An 18,552-nucleotide genomic window follows, 5' to 3' on the forward strand; every position below is an offset into this window, starting at 1 on the left:
TGTTTGAATTAATGTTCAGTCCAGTCGGCAATAATGACGTTAATCTCTCTGTTTCCTGAAAATGCATGCCTGCCATGAGCAAACTGCAGGTTATCGAGCAGCAAAATATCGCCGGTGTTCAGATTCACGTCCTGTTCTAACCCCTTGACCAGATGAAATAAGTTAAGTGTCAGTTCTTCCGGTAGCGGTTCTCCATCGCCGAAACACATGGATTCGAGAAGTTCAGGACAATTCTGAGCAGCATCTTTTAACTCCTCTTCGTCTTCGTTTCTGGAATCCACCCGCGCCCATTCAATCATCGCAGCAGCACCCCAGAAATGTGCCTGATTGCACCAGATCAACTCATTTTTAAGAGGATGCTGACTTACCGGCGAAATACAGTCCTGCCAAAGGATTAAATCATCATTCCACCATTCAAATTCCCAACCCCTGGAGCGGCAGGCAAACTCTGCCTCTTCTTTTGTTTTTGCAGAAAGCGCTTCCTGCCAGCTTTTTTTTATTCCGGGTTTCAGATGAACTCGGTTTTCATCAGGCAGTGTTCTGCGCAGTCTGAGGCCGCGTTCTGTCAGAAGTTGTAATGTTGAAGGCTCTACCAGTTTTGTTATTCGGCGCATATCGCCAATAGTAGATTCTCCGCCCTCTGCGGCGGGTTTGACGCAAGAGAAGGCAATGATTTCCGGTGGGTGTTTTACATAGGCCATTTCCTGATGGAGGATGATTGACCATGCCGGAGGCGTTCGGGTTGCCTCCATAACTTTACCTTTTATGGTTGAACGGGGAGATGAACCACCAATGTAATCTCTGGTGCGAAAACCTAGCGCATTCATTATCACTTCAAACACAGAGGGTTCTGCACTTTGCGCAACGCCGCGTAGGAGCAACGCTCCGTTGTTGAGCAGTGCTGCCCGAATATCTGGTGCAGCTTGAATAAAGAAGTTTTGCGTCTCAGTGACCGATAACCCATCAATGGTGAATCCACACAGTCCACTCTCATTACATTCTTTCAACATCACCATCTTAGTCTCCTTGAGTCTTAAGAAATGTTGATATGTCTGTCTACTAATTAATCGTTACGGGTCATCAAAGTCAACAAAAAGATTATTTTTTCTTTTAAAAGAAATAAATGGCACTCAAACATCATTTGTTAATTTTTAATTGATTTAAAATCAATAACATATAAACACACAAAACTATTGGAAATATTTTTCATTAGTTTGTTTATTCAGTAGTTGTTTGCATGGTTAACCAAAATTATCGGTCAGTTCAGTAACAGCACCTACAAGTTCTCCCCTGTCAGACGGATACTAATTCCCAAAGCTGATGGTAAGACCCGCCATTTAGGTATACCAACGGCGAGTGACAAACAGGTGCATTCGGTAATGAAACTTATTCAGGAGCGCATTTATGAGCATGTATTTTCGCCGAAATCATATGGTTTCAGGCGGGGATGCTCGTGCCATGAAGCACTTCTTGATATTAAGCACCACTGGATCGGTGTTAAGTGGTTAATAGATATCGATGTGGTCTTTTTTTTGACAACATTGATTACCGTGTTTATTGAAACTGCTGGGCAGGAAGAACGAGGACAAACGTTTTCTCCAGCTGATTGGAAATATTCTGAAAGCGGTTTATATGGAAGACTGGAAGTTCAATGTCATTTACAGTGGAACACCACAAGGCGGTGTTGTTTCTCAAATTCTTGCCAATATTTACCTGCAAGAAATGGACCAGTTTCTGGAGCAGAAAAAGGAACAGTTTAACAACGGTAAATATCGGGATGAAAATCCACAGTATGGAAAGCTGACCAGAAGAATGTACCGACAGAGAGTCCGGGCCAAAAAGTTGCGGAGTGAAGGCAACAACACGACCGCGAAGGCAGTATTAAAAAAGTCCGGGAAATAAAGAGAATGCGGGTTTCTATACCGTCAAAAGATGAATGGATCCCAATTATAAACGTTTAGGGTTCTGTGGTTATGCTGGTGATTTTCTGTTTGGCGTCGTTGGTTCCAAAGATGAAGCCAGAGACATAATGTGTGAAGTCACAGTGTTTCTTTCCGAAAACCGCCATCTTGAGGTGTCACCAGAAAAGTGCAAAATCAGTAAGGCGACAGACGGTACGAGCTTCCTCGGTTCCACGTTGCTGGCGGCAGAGTTGAATGGCGCCGGCGGACTGAAGTCATGTGTGTCGACCACAACCAGCCTGTACTGCCGACAGTACGGCATGGAGTGGCCGGCTGGGCACAATGTCAACTGGCAGCGGAATACGCCAAACAGTCTTAAGCAGCAGATGGATACGCTCTGGCTCCCGCCGTCAGGTGAAGTGGTCGAGGAAATCCCAGCGGTGTTTGACTGCGAGGTGCGTCACAGCTATGGCGAGCCCGTAAGCGGTCTCAGTGGTTACGACTGCTATGACGGCGGTGAACATGTCGACGGGCACAAAGGTGCGCCCGTCGCGCTTCAGCCCGGCCTGGTTTTATCTGGTCAGCGATGAGCTCGATTCACCGGCTCAGGACGCTGCATCATATCGTGAAGTCCGGGATTAAAAGCCTGCTCCTCCGTTTACCCAACCACGGCACTGCCGTGGCTTTTTACCCTCATGGGACACTTCACCTGGTCAGGTTGCGTATCTTCTTTTTTTATGGAGAAAAGTATGTCTGGCTTGATTACCACGAAAAAGCTTTTGTTAAGTTGTTCAGTCAGACGGCCCGGTATCACCACCGGTTCAAAGTATTTAAAGACTCCATCAACTGCTGCGTTATCGCACTTGAAAACCGGCTTCGCTTCAGTGATGCAGGAGCAATGGTATCTGCTTATCATCCAGAGATCCGTATATCCCGGAGCCGCGGTGAGGAGCTTAATCTCGTTGACAGACTGCTTTGAGCGAGGGGAGGTCGATGCTATCTTTGTCTCTCTGAACGTTTTAACAGTGCCCGATGGATATGAAATTATCTGGTGGGTGTTTATGTGGATTTATCAGATTCACAGCGGTGAATCCTTCAGCCCCTCATTCCTGCTCTTGCGATATATGCCAGAAACATACTGGCTGTCTTACTGCAGTATGGCTTAAATTTGACTCCGCGATGTTGAATAGGCTGCCGAAGGGGGCACTTCATCCATGTTCCGCTCATCTGCGGCTTCATCCAGGGCATTTTGCGATCGGTGTAGTACCTCGGTCGGTGTTACCGATGACACTCAGGTGACGGCTTTGCTAAGCGGTATATTTGGCATGGAGGTTTTCTTGCCATAGGATATCCCCTCACCATGCCAATTCAGGTGGGTCTCCCCATTCGGATTTAGCGAGGATTTCAAGCACGAACACTTCTTTTGAACAGGCGCTGATGCAGTCGGCCTTTCCCTCGCAGCGGTTTCGAGCTATAACTGGCATAAATTTGCCCGGCCGATGCTTACACCGCTCAGCCTCAACTTCCAGTGTTTTTTCCAGAGGTCCTTTCTTTTGTGTTATGGTTTACCAAGAAGTGTATCGCACGTCGAAGACGCGGTGTTCAGTCCATTTTCACTTTATTCTGGCGCAGAGGTCCATTTTTCATTGTGCATAAGTGCTTCTCAATACCATGAAGGCAGGGCAATTTGAATGAAAGCGAAGACCCCCAACCTTCGTGAAAGGCGAAAACAAAGTACCCGAACGGACTTGTCCAACATCGGACTGGAATTGTTTTTGAAACAAGGGTTTGAAAACACCACGATCGAGCAGATCGTCGAGCCGCTTGGCATCGCGCGTCGCACCTTCTTTCGCTACTTCAAGACGAAGGAGGAATTGGTTTTTACGTGGCACGCAGAGAAGACGATTGAGTTGATCGAGGTATTGAAGGGCAGACCCGTGAAGGAGAGCCCCTTGGACGCGGTCAGCGAAACCATAGCGACAACCCTCATACGCTATGACGCGAATCCAGACCTCGCCTTTGCGTTGGTACGCCTCCTGAAAGAAACTCCGGCCTTGCTCGCCAAAGAATGCGAAAAGCGGATGGAGCGGGAGTTGGCGCTTACTGCTGCATTGGTGGAGCGAGAAAGTAAGCAGGGGTTGAGTCCCCTCAAAGCGCGCATTATCGTTGGTTCGGTAATGTCAGCATGGATGGCAGCGCTGGATGAGTGGTATGCAGATGGTGGGCAGGCAAACCTGAGGCCCATCATGACAAGTGCGTTCGCCTTGGTACATGAGCTGTGATCACCACCATAGCTGACGCGCAGCATTGCCTTTGACCGGTGTACCATTGCCCTGGAGCATGTTCCGGGGGCTTTCCATACCGGCTGTTTCGCATCGTACAGAAGGCCTTGCATTTCCTATCAACAGCCCTCGCAGCAGAGATGGCTTGTGGCCGACAAGAGAAGCATCCAACAGGATGCGTCGTACATTCAATATCGCCTCAGATGTTCCCTGCACGCTTGTGCCATGACTTAAAGACCCTCCCGAACAACGCGCCTTTGAGGTGTGCACTGGCATAAGGCACCACGCCGTCTTTAGACTGCGCCAGTACATTTTTAGGGTGTTCGTTGCTAATGATCGAATGGTTGCTTGCCCTCGTGCTGATCTGCAATTGCGCAGCCGCATGCACGAATGGGTCACGATCGGTCAGGTTGCTAATGCTGTTCGGGATGTGCCGCAGTACGGAGCTGCAGTGAAGACGGCACGTGTGAGTTGCGGTATCGGTCGAAACTTAGCATATTCAGTCAGATCATGCTGGCATTACGCGTACGAGGCCATTACTGTTTTCGCTCCCGAGGGCAACAGGGGCCTCATCGTCTGACCTTGATCAGATACCAAAAATCTCCACAGTACGGCCTTACGCTTTGGCTGACTCGCACCATTTCGCATGAGGCATGCGAATAGGTTCGCACGGCTCAACCGTGGCTTAGGATACGTCTTCCATAGAGCTTCTCTCCTCTGAAGCCAATGAAACGGCAACAGGGCCGATTCAGCCAAAACTCCTTTTTTTGACACTGAGTGACAATTGTCTCATAATGCATTATTGTCACTCGGTGCCATATTAGGCGGGATTCATCCATGACACAGGAAAACTCAGGCCTACGCGAAAAACACAAGGAGAGCACCCGCAGGGAGTTGTCCAAGCTCGGGTTCGTGATTTTTCTGAAGCAAGGCTTCACCCACACCACCATCGAGCAGATCGTGGAGCCCCTAAGCATTGCGCGGGGCACCTTCTTTCGCTACTTCAAAACTAAAGAGAATCTGGTCTTTGCCGGGCATGAAGAAAAGAACGTTCAGTTAGCCGACGAGTTGAGGGGCAGGCCAGCCGAGGAGAGCCCCTTGAATACGGTCTGCGAAACGCTTGGGACGGTGCTCAAACTCTATGACGCCAAACCTGACATGGCTTTCGCTCAAGTGCGACTCCTTAAGGAAGATCCGTCCTTACTCGCCAAGGAGTGCGAGAAACGAATAAAGCGGGAGGTGGCGCTTGCTACTGTACTAGCTGAGCGATGCAGTGAGCGTGGCCTGAGCCTGTTGGAGGCGCGCATCATCGTTGGTGCGGCGACGTCATCATGGACGGCAGCCTTGGATGAATGGTACGCCGGCGGTGGGCAGGCAAACATGTGCCCGATCATGGCAAAAGCGTTCTCACTGGTGCACGAGCTGTGATGGCAACGATGCACGATCTGACGCGTCTCGGGGGCCGCGGACCGCAGCTTGAGGCGTGTGTGATGGCCGCAGTACTTTGCGTCGGTAGCACTGAGACAATCAACGCTACCAAGTGTTCCCTAGGTGCCAGCCCCGCCTGGAAGCTTGATCTTTGGGGCCGTGCTCGTGCGACGGAAGACGTGACCCGTGACGTCGAGGACGCTCTGGCTGCTTTGTCGTCGGCGCAGCAGCGTGTGGACATGCCCCTACAGGATACCGATGTAGCTCGCATCGCCTTGCAAGCCAATGAAGCTCGGTATCGCGCCGGTGCCATCAGCCTGTTCGAGCTGGAGTGCTCGTGTCTGCAGTTAAACAGTGTGCAGGATAGCGCCATTTCGGCTGCTTCTGATCGCGCTCGATCCTGGGGTTCCCTCGTGCGTGCCGCAGGGAATCCGCCGCTGTCGGCGGCGGCACCGGAGCCGCCGGCGGCCCAAAACATGGCCGACACCCCTATCGCCCGCAACGAAAGTAATCGCAGATGAGCTCAGAACAAGTGCACCCCCGCAATTCGCCCACTCCTGGTCACCTGCGCAGGAACCGGGTCGCGTATGCCATCGGGACCATCGCCGTCGTTGCGGCGGCGATGGCGCTCGTCTTCGTGCAGCGCGATCGGAGCCCGGCCGAAGTTACTCCCGCCGCCACGCCAGCGCTCACCGTGACGAGCGCCGCGCCACGCGAGGTGTCCTGGCCGCTGCAAATCAAAGCCACCGGCGCGATCGCCGCATGGGAAGAAGCCAGCATCGGCTCGCAGATCGGCGGCTACCAACTCATCGACGTTCGCGTCAACGTCGGGGACGTTGTGAAAAAGGGCCAGGTGATCGCCCGTTTCGATCGCGCGCTGTTGGAGGCGGAACACGCGCAACTGAAGGCGAATGCCGATCAAGCGGCCGCCAACCGCCAGCGCGGTCTGGCGTTGCAGCGTAGCAGCGCCATCAGCGATCAGGACGTGCTGCAGCTCGTGACCCAATCCAAGACCGCCGATGCCTTGCTCGCGGCCAATGCGCTACGGCTGCGCTACACCGACGTCAGGGCGCCCGATGATGGTGTCATCAGCGCCAGAACGGCGACCCTCGGCACCGTCGTCCCGGTGGGCCAGGAACTGTTCCGGATGATTCGCCAGGCGCGCCTGGAATGGCGTGGCGAGCTGACAGCCGGACAACTGGCCCAAGTCAAGATCGGCCAGGAAGTCACTCTTGAACTTCCCGACGGCAACACCGCGACGGCGACCGTTCGACAGACTTCGCCCGTGCTGGACAGCGCCTCGCGCCTGGCCATCGTCTATGCCGACCTCCGACCAGGTAGCTCGGCCCGGGCTGGCATGTACGCCAGCGGCAGCCTTGGGCTGGGGAGCGGCGCGGCGTTGGTCGTGCCCGCCGAGAGCGTCGTCATTCGCGATGGGCGCAGCCATGTGCTCGCGTTGGCCGACGCCAGCTCAACGCCCCGGGTGTCGCTGCGAAGCGTCACTGTCGGCCGGCGCAATGGCCGGGAGGTCGAGATCACCGACGGGCTTGGCAAGGATGAACATGTCGTCGTCCAGGGCGCAGGGTTCCTCAAGGATCGTGATCTGGTGCGCATCTCCCAAGGCCGTCCGGCAGGAGCGGCCAAGCCATGAACTTCGCCACCTGGTCCATTCGCAATCCCATACCCTCGATCCTGCTGTTCGCGCTGCTGGCGCTCGCCGGATTGTGGGGATTCCAGAAGCTGCCCACGCAGGACTTGCCCGACCTCGATCTGCCGATGGTTACGGTAGCGTTGTCGCAGCCGGGGGCGGCCCCCGCTCAACTCGAAGCGGAGGTCGCACGCAAGGTCGAGGACGCGCTCGCGACCTTGAGCGGGCTGAACCATCTGACCACATCAGTCACGGATGGCTTGGTGTCGATCCAGGTGCAATTCGTACTGGAAAAGAATCTGTCGGACGCGCTGATCGAGACCAAGAACGCGGTGGACGGCATTCGCTCCGACCTCCCGCCTGATCTGCTACAACCGACGGTCAGCGCGTCCAACAGCGTCGGTGCTCCGGTGCTCACCTATGCCATCGCTTCCTCCCGTCTTAGCGAGGAGCAGCTTTCCTGGTTCGTGGACGATACAGTCGCCAAGACCGTGCTCGGCGTGTCCGGTGTTGGCCGGTTCGAGCGGCTTGGCGGTATCGAACGCGAGGTTCGGATCGAGGTCGATCCGCTGCGCATGTCTGCCCTTGGCATCACCGCGGCGGATGTCTCCCGAGCGTTGCGCCAGGTACAGCAGCAGTCCTCTGGTGGCCGCGGACAGCTCGGCGGCGAGGAGCAGTCGGTTCGCACGATCGCCACGGTTCGCCAGGCATCGGAGCTTGCGGGCCTGCGGATCTCGCTGTCGAACGGCACGAGCTTCAGGCTGGACCAGATCGCGACCATCATCGATGGTCAGGCTGATCCCACGCACGCGGCCTTGCTTGATGGCAAGCACGTGGTCGGCTTCAGCGTGTATCGCGCCAGGGGCTTTGACGAAGTGCGGCTGGCCGAGGGCGTTCGCGAGGCCCTGGCCAGCCTCCAGCAGGCCGACCCGGCGCTCAGCCTGACGGAGATTTCGGGGTCGGTCGGCCAGACGCTGGAGCAATACGAAGGTTCGATGGCGATGCTGTACGAAGGCGCCATCCTGGCGATGATCGTCGTCTGGCTCTTCCTGCGCGACTGGCGCGCGACACTGATCGCCTCGACCGCGCTACCGCTGTCCATCCTGCCCGCGTTCGCGGCCATGGCCTGGCTGGGCTTCACGCTCAACACCGTCACGCTGCTGGCGCTTGCGGTGGTCGTGGGCATCCTGGTCGATGACGCCATCGTCGAGATCGAGAACATCGAGCGCCACCGGCACATGGGCAAATCGATTCGGAAGGCAGCAGAGGATGCCGTGACCGAGATCGCCCTGGCCGTCATGGCGACCACCATGAGCCTGGTGGTCGTCTTCCTGCCGACCGCCATGATGAGCGGCATTGGCGGCCTGGTCTTCAAGCAGTTCGGCTGGACCGCCGTGATCGCCGTGCTCGCGTCGCTGCTCGTCGCGCGCTTGCTCACGCCAATGATGGCAGCCTACCTGCTCAAGCCCGAGCCGATTCCCGAGAAGGAAGATGGCCGGGTCATGCGCTGGTACATGGCAACGGCGCGCTGGTGCCTGAAGCACCGCAAGACCACCTTGGGCGGCGCGGTCATCTTTCTGGCCGCTTCGCTCGCCCTTGTACCCTTCATCGAGACGGGCTTCATCCCGGCCTCCGACAGTGGCACGACGACCGTGAGCATCGAGTTGCCGCCGGCCAGTTCGATGGCGGACACATTGGCGGTTGCCGAGTTTGCGCGCAAGGCCGTCAGCGATGTCGATGGCATCGCTGACGTCTTCGCCACGGTGGGCACTGCGCAGAGTGCCGGGCCAGGAGGCACGCGTGCTGGCGAAGTTCGGCGGGCGTCGCTCACGCTCACGATGGGGCCGCGTGGCGATCGGCCATCGCAGCAGGTCATTGAGAAAGCTGTGCGAGAGCGCCTGCTCAACGTTGCAGGCGCGCGCTTCGCTGTTGGTGGTGGAGGGCCGGGTGAGAAACTTTCGATCATCCTCGCCAGCGACAATGCCGAGGTGCTCAAGGCGAGCGCAGAGGCGGTGGAATCCGAACTGCGCGACGTCAAGGGCCTCACGGGCATCGCCTCCACCGCGAGCCTGGAACGTCCCGAGATCATCATCCGCCCCGACCCGGAGCGCGCGGCCGAGCGTGGCGTGACGACCGCAGCGATCGGCGACGTGGTACGGGTGGCGACGAGCGGCGATTTCGATTCGCAGGTCGCGCGCCTGAACCTGGACAACCGGCAGGTCTATATCCGTGCGCGCATTCCCGATGCAGCACGGCAGGACATTGACACGATCGGCAACATGCGTGTTCCGGGCCGCGACGGGCCGGTGCCACTTGCCAGCGTTGCCAGTCTGTCCGTGGAGAGTGGTCCTGCGCAGATCGACCGGCACGACCGCCTTCGCAACGTCACCATTTCGGCTGACCTGGGGGGCACCGCACTCGGAACGGCGCAAGCGGCAGCCGCCAACCTGCCGTCGATCAAGTCCCTTCCGTCCAGCGTGAAGGTGGTCGAGGCCGGCGATGCAGAGATCGTTGCCGAACTCGGCGCGGGCTTCGGCATTGCGCTCGTGGTCGGTGTCCTGTGCATCTACTGCGTGCTGGTGCTGCTGTTCAGGGACTTCCTCCAGCCCATCACCATACTTTCGGCCATACCGCTGTCCATCGGTGGTGCGTTCCTCGCGTTGCTGGTCACGCGCAGCCAGTTGAGCGTGCCTTCAATGATCGGGCTGGTCATGCTGATGGGGATCGTCACCAAGAACTCCATTCTGCTCGTCGAGTATGCGGTCATCGGCATGCGCGATCGCGGCTTGTCGGTTCACGACGCCTTGCTGGACGCGTGCCACAAGCGCGCGCGCCCCATCGTGATGACCACCATCGCAATGATCGCCGGCATGTTGCCCATCGCGCTGGGGCTTGGCGCGGATTCGAGCTTCCGCCGGCCCATGGCCATGGCGGTGATCGGCGGCCTGATCACATCGACCGCATTGAGCCTGCTCGTCGTGCCTGCGGTGTTCCTGTACGTGGACAAATTCGAGAAATGGCTGGCATCGCTCGGGTTCTTTCGACACGCCGAGCGCGCAACCGCCGGCGAGGGGGCGCTTGAACGATGACACAGCAGCCTTCGCCACGATGCGGCACTCCCGCAGCACGTCCGTCGCATCCCTGCATGGCGAGCAGCGTGTGGCCGGACTGGTGCGAGACGACGTCGGGTCGTCAAAGCGAGATGGAAGTCAGGCAGACAGTGGAGTGCGGCCATCTGCCGATGGTCCGCGAGCCTATCGGCGCAGTTCGATGGCGCGGTCTGCCAGCAGCCGTTCCCCTGCATGGGGAGAGGCATTTTTCACGTTCTCCTTGAAAGGGATCAATCATGTCATCACGCCTTCATTGCGCAGCCCGGCTGCGACGCCATCCGTCTTATGCAGCGTTGCCGATTCTGGTCGCTGGCATTTTTTCCGCCCCAGCCGCATTTGCTCAGACCGACGACACGAAGAAGTCCGCGAGAGGCCAGGCCATGGCCGAAGCCGAGCGCAGTGAATCGACGTGGGGGATCGGCGTCGCCGGTGGCATGCAGTACCGGGTTTACCGGGACTTCGATAACCGCGTGCGTGGCTTGCCGATGATCACCTATGAGAACAAGTGGATTCAGGTGGCCGGCCCTGGCCTGGACGTCAAGCTCCCGTCGTTGGGGCCGGTGTCTTTCAGGCTGCGTGGCCGGTATCTCATGGAGGAGTTCGATTCTGGCGACTCGCCGTACTTCGCGGGTATGCGTGACCGGGATTCCAGCTTCTGGGTCGGCGGTGCCGCCATCTGGCGCACCGGCATTGCCAACCTGTCCGCCGAAGTGCTGACCGATGCCATGAGCAACAGCAAGGGAACGCGGGCGACGCTGCAGATCGATCGGCGTTTCACCGCAGGTCCGATCGGTTTGACACCGCGGCTCGCGGCCGAGTGGGTGGACAGCAAGTACGTGGATTACTACTACGGCGTGAGGTCGGACGAAGCGCAAAGCTGGCGCCCGGCCTCCAGCGGCAGTTCCTCGGTCAATACCGAAATCGGACTGCGCGTTGACTGGCAGCCTGTGCCCAAGCACACGGTGTTCCTCGATATGGGCGCCAAGCACATGGGCAGTTCGATCCGCAACAGCCCGCTGGTCGAAAAGAGCACGCAGTACGGCGTGGGACTCGGCTACCTGTATCGGTTCTGAGAAAGCGATTCATGGCATGGCCCGTTGTGGGCTTTTGCCGTGTTTGGGATTTGACTCGAAATGAGCGGGACGCAGGGCATTGGGAATGTGTGCTGGCGGGCCACTTCCAACTGCGTTCATCTCGATCTTCTTTTGTGAGAGGGGTAGCTATGGCAACTCGCAATGGCTCCAGACGTTTCAGGAATCTCGACGGCAGCGCGGCTCCCGGTACGGTGGTGCCGGCATTTCGCATGTTGGTCCTGGACAGCCTTGCCGGGCGTGGCCGTGGTGTTTCAAGAAAAGCACCCGTCCCGCGTATCGAGGCCGACCTCGCAGGGATCGCGATTCCGCCGGGACCGGGCGAAGGCGCTCGCCTTACCTGGATTGGACATGCAAGCTGGCTGGTACAGCTAGAGGGCAAGTCGCTTCTCATTGATCCGATCTTTGGCGACCTTGCCCTGGGGCCAGGGGGGCGCAATGTTCCGGCCGGCGTGTTGCCCGAGCATCTACCGCCCATCCACGCCGTGCTGATCACGCACAACCACTACGATCACCTCGATCTTCCCTCCGTACAGCAGGTCGGTGCGCCGGTAATCGCCGGTCTGGGCATGCAGGCGTTCCTGGCGAAGAAGGGCATTCCCGCAAGCGAATTGGATTGGTGGCAATCCATCGAACTTGGCTCCACCAAGGTGTCGTTCGTGCCTGCTCAGCACTACAGCCGTCGAGGCCTCACCGACGCCAACGAAACGCTGTGGGGCGGATTCGTTGTCGAAGGGCCATCCGCCTGCGTCTATCACTCGGGCGATACGGGATATTTCGACGGCTTCCGGGAAATCGGCCGTCGCTTTCCGGCGATTGACGCGGCGCTTCTCCCGATCGGCGCCTTCGAACCGGCTTGGTTCATGCGGGCGCAACACATGAATCCAGAGGAAGCTGTCCAGGCCTATCTGAACCTGGGTGCGCGGAGCTTTTTCGCCATGCACTGGGGGACGTTCAAGTTGACCTACGAACCGCTCGATGAACCTCCGGTTCGCCTGGCGACGGAGTGGGAAAGACTTAGGCTGACTGCATCAGGAAAGCGGGTTCTCGCCGTTGGCGAAACCGCAGAAGTGCGACGTCCAAATGAATAAGCCGGCTCTACAGCGGCGGTCCGCGCCGTCACGTGCTGCAACGCCGCGCCGACAACGCTTCATCGACGGCGCATGCGAGCCGGTCATGTGCCAGACAGAAGTGCCCGAACTGGAGACGCTGTGCTCCGTTCGCCTGGCGGCGAAGCGCTCTGGCCGCTTGCCACATGTAGCGAGTGAATCCCCTGCGTGGAAAGGCTGGATGGCGATTGGGGCAATGCTCTGGAGTGGCTCGGCGCTGGCTGAGGAGCGCTGCGACCGCAAAGGCATTGCGGCCGAATCCACGGTGAATCTGCGGATCGATAACGATATGTTCGGCGGTCTCGGGCAGGACCAGGGCTACTCCAATGGCTTCCTGCTCACGCTGGTTTCGCCGAACCTGATCCACCGTGCGGACGACCCGTGCCTGCCCGATATCGCCAGACGGTTGAACCACGCGTTTTCCGGCTTGCAGCCTGGCGGGTTCGATGAGTTGAACATGACCATCGGACTCGGTCAGATGATGTACACGCCTACCGACCGCGAGCCGCGCGAACTCATTGCAGACGACCGGCCTTACGCTGGCGCATTGATGTTCAGCGTGGGCTACAACGCTCGAAAAGGTGACGACCTGCGGACTTCGCAACTACGGTTGGGCATCGTGGGGCCGGCTGCCAAAGCCGGAGAAGTTCAGGACTGGTGGCACGGCGTCATTGGCGTGGACAGGTTCAATGGCTGGGACAACCAACTACACAATGAACCCGTGGTCCAGTTCATTCACGAGCGGCGCAAGCGCTTCGCGTTGCAGCAGCCTGCTGGCCCATGGCGGTGGGATGCGATCGCCCATTGGGGCGGCAGTCTGGGCAACTTCGCCACCTACGCCAATACCGGGATTGAGTTTCGGTTCGGCTACTTGATGCCGGACGACTTCGGTACGGCGTCATTGCGGCCGGCGGGTGAAAACACATCGCCGATCCGCACGAGCCCGACACAGGGCTGGCGCGGCCACTTCTTCGTCGCTGCCGATGCGCGTTGGGTCCTGCGCGACATCACGCTTGACGGCAATACCTTCCGCTCCAGCCACAGCGTGGACAAGCGCCCACTGGTTGCAGATATCGGCTTCGGTTTCGCATTGACCCATGGCCACTGGCGCTTCGCCTTCGCGCGCTACCACCGGACCCGCGAGTTCGATGGACAGCGCGAGCGGCCGGCCTTTGGGAGCTTCACCATTGGCAGGCGGTTCTGATGGAAGAAATCGCGTTCTCGCTGCAGCGACTAGACCGTCGCGCAGATGGTCTGACCCAAGGAGAAACGAGGTGGAACCCGTGAACTCGCAGTATGTCGTCGTGATGACCGGAGCCACAAGTGGCTTTGGTGTATTCACCCTCCAGGATCTCGCCGTTTCTCCTGACACGAGAGTGATCGTGGGCGCGCGAGGAAACAACCGCACAGTGCCGAAGGGCGTCGAGGTGCTCCCACTCGATCTTTCCTCTCTGGCCAGCGTCCGTGACTTTGTTGGTGCCGTGATACGGCAGCTCGGTGACAAGCGCATCGACATCCTTATCCTCAATGCCGGCCTGCACGGCACGGCCGCTGACAAGCGAAGCGCTGAGGGCTATGGCCTCACGTTCGCGGTCAATCACCTTGCCCACTATCTGCTGGCGCGGCTCCTGCTGCCGCACATTGCCGAGCAGGGCCGGGTGGTGATCACGTCGAGCAACATGCACAACCCACCCATCAAGGCGATCGGCCCCAAGACACTCGACCTTCAGGAGTGGGCGCATCCGTCAAAAGGCGGGGCGGGCGACGGCATACGCTCCTACACGGCCTCGAAACTGTGCAACCTGATGACGGCACTATCCCTGGCCCGGCATGACACGTTGGTGGCGCGCCAGATCGAGGTCATCGCCTTCAACCCGGGCCTAACGGGTGGCGCTGCCGGCCGCGAGGCGTCTGCGTTGCAGAAGGCGCTCCTTGGCATCGTGATGCGCACGATCTTCCCTCTGGTCGGTCTCTTCCGCCCCGAGTTCGTGATGAATGCGCCCGAGCACTCGGGTCGAATGCTGTCCGACGTGGCGCTCGGAACGCTTTCCCTGCCGGATGGACGCATTTACATCTCCCTCGTCAAGGGTAATCCCACCTTTCCCGATCCCTCGGAGCTGGCTCGCGACCGTGAGGCCCAGGAGCGCTTGTGGCGCGAGAGTGCCGTGATGGTGGGCTTGGAGGAGTCGTCTGCATGAGCTTCTCAAGAGGGCCGATTCGGCCAATAAACAACCAAACTGGGAGTTTCTTGTCGTGGACAACCTGACTCACACTTTGGTCGGCGCCGCTTTGGGGCAGGGCGGGCTTAGTCCCAGATGCTATATCGCGATGTCGGATTGAAGATTCAAGAGAAACCTTGCTTGATGTAGGTGCTCACCTCGTTGAATTAAGCCTAGTCTTCTGGAGGAACACAGGGTTTTAAGTTATTACTACTACTGCCGATCCGTGCAAAGTCCTTGGCGTGAACGTTCCCACGCACGAGCGTTGGTCGCAATTCTTTTCGCAAGGGCTGCGATCATACGTTGTTGGGCTTGAACCATTTCAGCATAGCCACCTGGTGCAGGCTCCCCCAATTGGCTACGGCAAATTAGTCGTGGTTTTCCCTGCTCATTCGCGAAGCTCAAACTCCAGTCGGCATCGAGCTGAACCCGCTGTCCGGGCCAGGCATCGAGCCGCCGAAGCTGGAGCTTGATCCTCATTACAGGCTTGGCAGAGGGCGGGGGCAACCCCGCAGCATCTTGAGTGGCCAACTGATGTGTCAGCGCCGACGACAAAGCACTGCGAATTTCGTCATCGAATGAGCCAGTCCAACGCTCGCCATCAAGGACGACGGCGCCTGTGCCGCCCTGGCGCACCACCAGTTGCGACTGGTCGTACTGTGACGGGATGCCAACAGGTAACACGTCAATCACGAAAGGAGCAGGTGGCTCCACCGTCCCTGTTCCTAAAGACGGTGCGAGAAGCGTGTAGTAATGGATCGGCGCGGAGGTGCAAGCATTCAGGAGCAAGGCAAGCACGGCAGGCCCAAGAAGACGGAAATAATTCATCGAAGGGGTTCCTGTGAAGCGGTTGTCCTGTCAGTTCCTGTTGGTGGCGAGGACTGATCAACTGGTCGGCCACGCAGCAGGGATTCAGGATGCCTGCTGAGCATGTCGGTGAGCACACGCAGTGAGCGTGACGCCCGCTGCACCTCCTGTAACGTCTGGCCCAGGTTTTGCTGCAATGGTGCATCCTCAGCCAGTGCACCTTGTGCAGCTCCGAAGATTTGCTGAGCCTGCAGTAAGGTACGAGTGGTTTGTGGCAACGTCTGGGCATTGACTTGCTTCAGGGTCTTATCCAATTCTGCCAGTGTGGTATCGAGGTTGCGCCCAATCGAGTCGAGCGGCATCTTCTCGATCTTGGCGACGATATTGGCCACCTGCGCCTGCAAGTGATCGAAACTTCCACTGATCGTGGGAACAGTTAGTGGCCGTGCCGATACGTCAATCGTTCTTTTCGGGGCATCCGGAAAAAATTCCAGCGAAACATAGAGCTGCCCGGTCAGTAGATTGCCCGAGCGCGCTTGTGCTCGGAGACCATGTTGGACCATATCACGCAGAAACTGTGCAGCTTGTTGTTCGGTATCTGTACCCGGCAGCTTATCTAGCAGACGTCCGAGCCGTTGGGGGTACACCACGATGCCAACAGTCGTGGGAAAGCGACGCGTGCTCGGATCGTAGTCGAGGTCTATGGAGACAACCTTGCCCAGATCTACCCCTGAGAATTGCACGGGAGCACCGATGGACAAGCCGCGTAACGACTGATCGAAGCGTAGCTCGACATACTGCGCCGGACCATCCGGCGGCGCCATGGCGCTGGCCTGGTCTGGAGAGAGTGTGAACTGCGCATATTCAGGCGCTTTTTCAACATTATCCTGGGTGCGCGGGAGGGCGGCGAAGGCAATCCCGCCCGCAACAATCGTGGCCACGGATTGCGTTTTGAGCTTGAGCCCGTCGGCACCCAACGAGACATCTACCCCACTGGCGTTCCAAAACCGGGTGTCGGTAGTGACGAAGCTGTCGTAGGGTTCGTCGACGAAGACCTGCAAGCTGACGTAATTGCCATCATCATCAAGCTTGTAGGAGGCCACACGGCCCACCTGAATGCGCCGATAGTAAACCGGCGAGCCAACGTCCAACGATCCCAGATCCTCGGTATGCAGGATAAATGACTTCCCGGGCATTCCACCAATCACCGTAGGCGGCATTTCAAGGCCGGTAAACACTTTGCTGGACGCCTGCTCCGATCCTGCATCAACTGCGATGTATGCACCAGAAAGCAGTGTATCGATGCCTGATACCCCCCCGGTTCCGATGCGCGGGCGGACGACCCAGAACCGCGTGTCCTTGCGTGTCAGACTCCCCGCGCTCTTGGCCAATGATACCGTGGCGACCACGTGTGATCCATCGTCACTCAGCGTTATCGCCGTTACCGCGCCCACAGTCACGTCCTTGTATTTGACCGGTGTTTTGCCAGCCTCCAGTCCCGCCGCCGTGCGGAAGGTGATGGTGATTTCGGGACCCGCCGATAGCCAAGCATGCGCCAGCATGGACAGACCGATCAGTGCGGCCAAGGCTGGCACCAGCCAAACTAGCGAAATTCGCCAGCGGCGTTGGTTCACAGTGGGATAGCGTGGTTCTTGCGTCTGTGTGCGCACGTCGTTCATTCCTTGTCACCATCCCATATTAGGCGAGGGTCGAAATTCATGGCCGAGAGCATGGTCAGAATCACCACCATGCCAAAGAAGAAAATTCCAATGCGTGGCTCGATATCACTCAGGCCCGGGAACTGGACCAATGCGGCAATTACAGCTACCACCAGTACGTCGAGCATTGACCAATAACCAATCAACTCAACGAGGCGATAGAGCTTGGCGCGCTCGCGCCTGGCCCAGCTGCTGCGTTGCTGTGAAGTAATCAGTAGCAGTCCGAGGACAAGAAACTTGGTGCAAGGGACTGCCACGCTAGCGATGAAAATAACCACGGCGATGCCGTAAGATCCTGATTTCCAGAATTCGATGACACCGTCCATGATGGTGCTGTCGGTCCCGCTGCCGAGTAAGCTGGTATACATAACTGGCAACACGTTGGCCGGGATGTAGAAGATCACACCAGCGATCAACAAAGCCCAGGCGCGTGCAATGCTGTCGGGGTGTGTGCGATGCAGTGCTACCCCGCAGCGCGGACAACGCGCACGCCCGGCATCAGCGGGCGTGTCCTTGCAGACCAGCCCGCAGGTATGGCAGCCGAGGACGCCCAGCTGTCCTGCGCGAGGCGGCGGGGTCATACAAGTGCCGCCTTGCGCGGCCGGTTGTATTCAGTCAGGTCCCACAGCCAATGGACGTCGCGGTTGGCGATCAACGTGATCAGCAGCATCAACCCGGCTGTAGCCCAGATACCCGGTCCAGGAGCCACCTGGAGAAAACTAGACAGTTTGATGACTGCCACCAAAATGCCGAGTAGACCGACCTCGATCATGCTCCAGGGGCGTAGCATGACCAGTATCCTCATTGCCTGCGCGAAACCTGGTGCGCGACGTCCCATGCGAGCATAAGTCAGTACCCAGGCCAGCAGACCGATCTGGATGAGTGGCGCCACAATGATCGATATTGCCGTCGGCACTGCGATGGGAGAGGCTGGCCCGTGCGCGAGCGCCGCCGCCGACTGCCAGAGCGTGGCCTCGTTGTGCAACCCCTGCAGACTGATGCGCACGACTGGGCACACGTTGGCGATCACGGCCAAGATGGCCGCGGTGAGGGTCAGCGCCAGCCAGCGATCGACATCGAGACGGTTGGCACGGTAGAGAATGGCGGCGCATTGGTCGCAGCGTGCCACCTCGTCCGAGGTCAGAGCGATGCGCCGGTACACGCTATCGCAGTGCTCGCAGACAACGAGGTCCGGAAACACCGCGAGGCTCTCGGAGACATATAGTTTCTTTGTCAAAG

16 protein-coding genes and 2 pseudogenes are annotated in these 18,552 nt (G+C 58.2%); 13 read left to right on the forward strand and 5 right to left on the reverse strand.

Translation table 11 applies throughout. The features are described from left to right. Positions 1–8 precede the first annotated feature (8 nt). Positions 9–1,016: a TauD/TfdA family dioxygenase gene (locus C1Y42_RS07355; RefSeq protein ID WP_104093103.1), complete on the reverse strand. Its 1,008-nt coding sequence runs from the start codon at positions 1,014–1,016 to the stop codon at positions 9–11. Between the two features lie 213 nt (positions 1,017–1,229). Here C1Y42_RS07355 and C1Y42_RS24030 point away from each other — a divergent pair. The 13 genes and pseudogenes from C1Y42_RS24030 to C1Y42_RS07420 all read left to right on the forward strand — a co-directional run. Beyond that, positions 1,230–1,511, forward strand: a pseudogene (locus tag C1Y42_RS24030) (RNA-dependent DNA polymerase); the annotation flags it as partial. A gap of 46 nt (positions 1,512–1,557) precedes the next feature. Beyond that, entirely contained in the window at positions 1,558–1,902 is a 345-nt protein-coding gene (locus tag C1Y42_RS23820; protein ID WP_052949062.1) for a hypothetical protein, read from the forward strand. A gap of 232 nt (positions 1,903–2,134) precedes the next feature. After that, positions 2,135–2,543 (forward strand): annotated as a pseudogene (locus tag C1Y42_RS07365) (hypothetical protein); the annotation flags it as partial. 107 nt (positions 2,544–2,650) lie between these two features. Then, positions 2,651–3,067, forward strand: a complete 417-nt coding sequence (locus tag C1Y42_RS24035) for a hypothetical protein (protein WP_154299577.1) — start codon at positions 2,651–2,653, stop codon at positions 3,065–3,067. 525 nt (positions 3,068–3,592) lie between these two features. Then, entirely contained in the window at positions 3,593–4,183 is a 591-nt protein-coding gene (locus C1Y42_RS07380) for a TetR/AcrR family transcriptional regulator (protein ID WP_047727063.1), read from the forward strand. A gap of 837 nt (positions 4,184–5,020) precedes the next feature. Next, positions 5,021–5,611, forward strand: coding sequence for a TetR/AcrR family transcriptional regulator (locus tag C1Y42_RS07385; protein ID WP_047727067.1), 591 nt, complete (start codon positions 5,021–5,023; stop codon positions 5,609–5,611). Continuing rightward, complete coding sequence (locus tag C1Y42_RS23695) at positions 5,611–6,132, forward strand: TolC family protein (protein WP_047727068.1); 522 nt, start codon at positions 5,611–5,613, stop codon at positions 6,130–6,132. The genes C1Y42_RS07385 and C1Y42_RS23695 overlap by 1 nt, the downstream gene beginning before the upstream one ends. Further along, entirely contained in the window at positions 6,129–7,262 is a 1,134-nt protein-coding gene (locus tag C1Y42_RS07395; RefSeq protein ID WP_047727069.1) for an efflux RND transporter periplasmic adaptor subunit, read from the forward strand. Before C1Y42_RS23695 ends, C1Y42_RS07395 begins: the two co-directional genes overlap by 4 nt. Next, the gene (locus tag C1Y42_RS07400; RefSeq protein ID WP_104093104.1) at positions 7,259–10,348 is read left to right on the forward strand and encodes an efflux RND transporter permease subunit; all 3,090 of its coding nucleotides are present in this window, start codon (positions 7,259–7,261) and stop codon (positions 10,346–10,348) included. The genes C1Y42_RS07395 and C1Y42_RS07400 overlap by 4 nt, the downstream gene beginning before the upstream one ends. 257 nt (positions 10,349–10,605) lie before the next feature. Further along, on the forward strand, positions 10,606–11,442 hold the full coding sequence (locus tag C1Y42_RS07405) for a MipA/OmpV family protein (RefSeq protein WP_229692546.1): 837 nt from the start codon (positions 10,606–10,608) through the stop codon (positions 11,440–11,442). A 149-nt stretch (positions 11,443–11,591) separates the two neighbouring features. Continuing rightward, positions 11,592–12,551 (forward strand): MBL fold metallo-hydrolase, encoded by a 960-nt coding sequence (locus tag C1Y42_RS07410; protein WP_104093105.1) that lies wholly within the window; start codon positions 11,592–11,594, stop codon positions 12,549–12,551. Further along, positions 12,544–13,773 carry a lipid A deacylase LpxR family protein gene (locus C1Y42_RS07415; RefSeq protein WP_199188965.1) on the forward strand — a complete coding sequence of 410 codons (1,230 nt, stop codon included), beginning with the start codon at positions 12,544–12,546 and terminating at the stop codon, positions 13,771–13,773. Before C1Y42_RS07410 ends, C1Y42_RS07415 begins: the two co-directional genes overlap by 8 nt. A gap of 70 nt (positions 13,774–13,843) precedes the next feature. Beyond that, positions 13,844–14,767: an SDR family NAD(P)-dependent oxidoreductase gene (locus C1Y42_RS07420; protein WP_199188966.1), complete on the forward strand. Its 924-nt coding sequence runs from the start codon at positions 13,844–13,846 to the stop codon at positions 14,765–14,767. A 234-nt stretch (positions 14,768–15,001) separates the two neighbouring features. On the opposite strand, the gene C1Y42_RS07425 is transcribed toward C1Y42_RS07420, so the two are convergent. The 4 genes from C1Y42_RS07425 to C1Y42_RS07440 are packed head-to-tail and all read right to left on the reverse strand — an operon-like array spanning position 15,002 to position 18,550. Then, positions 15,002–15,616 (reverse strand): membrane integrity-associated transporter subunit PqiC, encoded by a 615-nt coding sequence (locus C1Y42_RS07425; protein WP_047727077.1) that lies wholly within the window; start codon positions 15,614–15,616, stop codon positions 15,002–15,004. Beyond that, positions 15,613–17,274: an intermembrane transport protein PqiB gene (locus tag C1Y42_RS07430; protein WP_104093107.1), complete on the reverse strand. Its 1,662-nt coding sequence runs from the start codon at positions 17,272–17,274 to the stop codon at positions 15,613–15,615. Before C1Y42_RS07430 ends, C1Y42_RS07425 begins: the two co-directional genes overlap by 4 nt. Then, positions 17,271–17,894: a paraquat-inducible protein A gene (locus C1Y42_RS07435; protein WP_047727079.1), complete on the reverse strand. Its 624-nt coding sequence runs from the start codon at positions 17,892–17,894 to the stop codon at positions 17,271–17,273. The genes C1Y42_RS07430 and C1Y42_RS07435 overlap by 4 nt, the downstream gene beginning before the upstream one ends. Then, positions 17,891–18,550 carry a paraquat-inducible protein A gene (locus tag C1Y42_RS07440; protein ID WP_195765224.1) on the reverse strand — a complete coding sequence of 220 codons (660 nt, stop codon included), beginning with the start codon at positions 18,548–18,550 and terminating at the stop codon, positions 17,891–17,893. Before C1Y42_RS07440 ends, C1Y42_RS07435 begins: the two co-directional genes overlap by 4 nt. Positions 18,551–18,552: the final 2 nt, after the last annotated feature.

Source organism: Pantoea sp. ICBG 985 (assembly GCF_002928365.1).
In the GTDB taxonomy this organism is placed as follows: Bacteria; Pseudomonadota; Gammaproteobacteria; order Enterobacterales; family Enterobacteriaceae; genus Pantoea; species Pantoea dispersa.

Excerpts from the sequence above, each read along its gene's own strand:
- C1Y42_RS07355 (WP_104093103.1), bottom strand. The coding sequence starts at position 1,016 with ATGGTGATGTTGAAAGAATGTAATGAGAGTGGACTGTGTGGATTCACC.
- C1Y42_RS24035 (WP_154299577.1), top strand. The coding sequence starts at position 2,651 with ATGTCTGGCTTGATTACCACGAAAAAGCTTTTGTTAAGTTGTTCAGTC.
- C1Y42_RS07380 (WP_047727063.1), top strand. The coding sequence starts at position 3,593 with ATGAAAGCGAAGACCCCCAACCTTCGTGAAAGGCGAAAACAAAGTACC.
- C1Y42_RS07385 (WP_047727067.1), top strand. The coding sequence starts at position 5,021 with ATGACACAGGAAAACTCAGGCCTACGCGAAAAACACAAGGAGAGCACC.
- C1Y42_RS23695 (WP_047727068.1), top strand. The coding sequence starts at position 5,611 with ATGGCAACGATGCACGATCTGACGCGTCTCGGGGGCCGCGGACCGCAG.
- C1Y42_RS07395 (WP_047727069.1), top strand. The coding sequence starts at position 6,129 with ATGAGCTCAGAACAAGTGCACCCCCGCAATTCGCCCACTCCTGGTCAC.
- C1Y42_RS07400 (WP_104093104.1), top strand. The coding sequence starts at position 7,259 with ATGAACTTCGCCACCTGGTCCATTCGCAATCCCATACCCTCGATCCTG.
- C1Y42_RS07405 (WP_229692546.1), top strand. The coding sequence starts at position 10,606 with ATGTCATCACGCCTTCATTGCGCAGCCCGGCTGCGACGCCATCCGTCT.
- C1Y42_RS07410 (WP_104093105.1), top strand. The coding sequence starts at position 11,592 with ATGGCAACTCGCAATGGCTCCAGACGTTTCAGGAATCTCGACGGCAGC.
- C1Y42_RS07415 (WP_199188965.1), top strand. The coding sequence starts at position 12,544 with ATGAATAAGCCGGCTCTACAGCGGCGGTCCGCGCCGTCACGTGCTGCA.
- C1Y42_RS07425 (WP_047727077.1), bottom strand. The coding sequence starts at position 15,616 with ATGAATTATTTCCGTCTTCTTGGGCCTGCCGTGCTTGCCTTGCTCCTG.
- C1Y42_RS07430 (WP_104093107.1), bottom strand. The coding sequence starts at position 17,274 with ATGAACGACGTGCGCACACAGACGCAAGAACCACGCTATCCCACTGTG.
- C1Y42_RS07435 (WP_047727079.1), bottom strand. The coding sequence starts at position 17,894 with ATGACCCCGCCGCCTCGCGCAGGACAGCTGGGCGTCCTCGGCTGCCAT.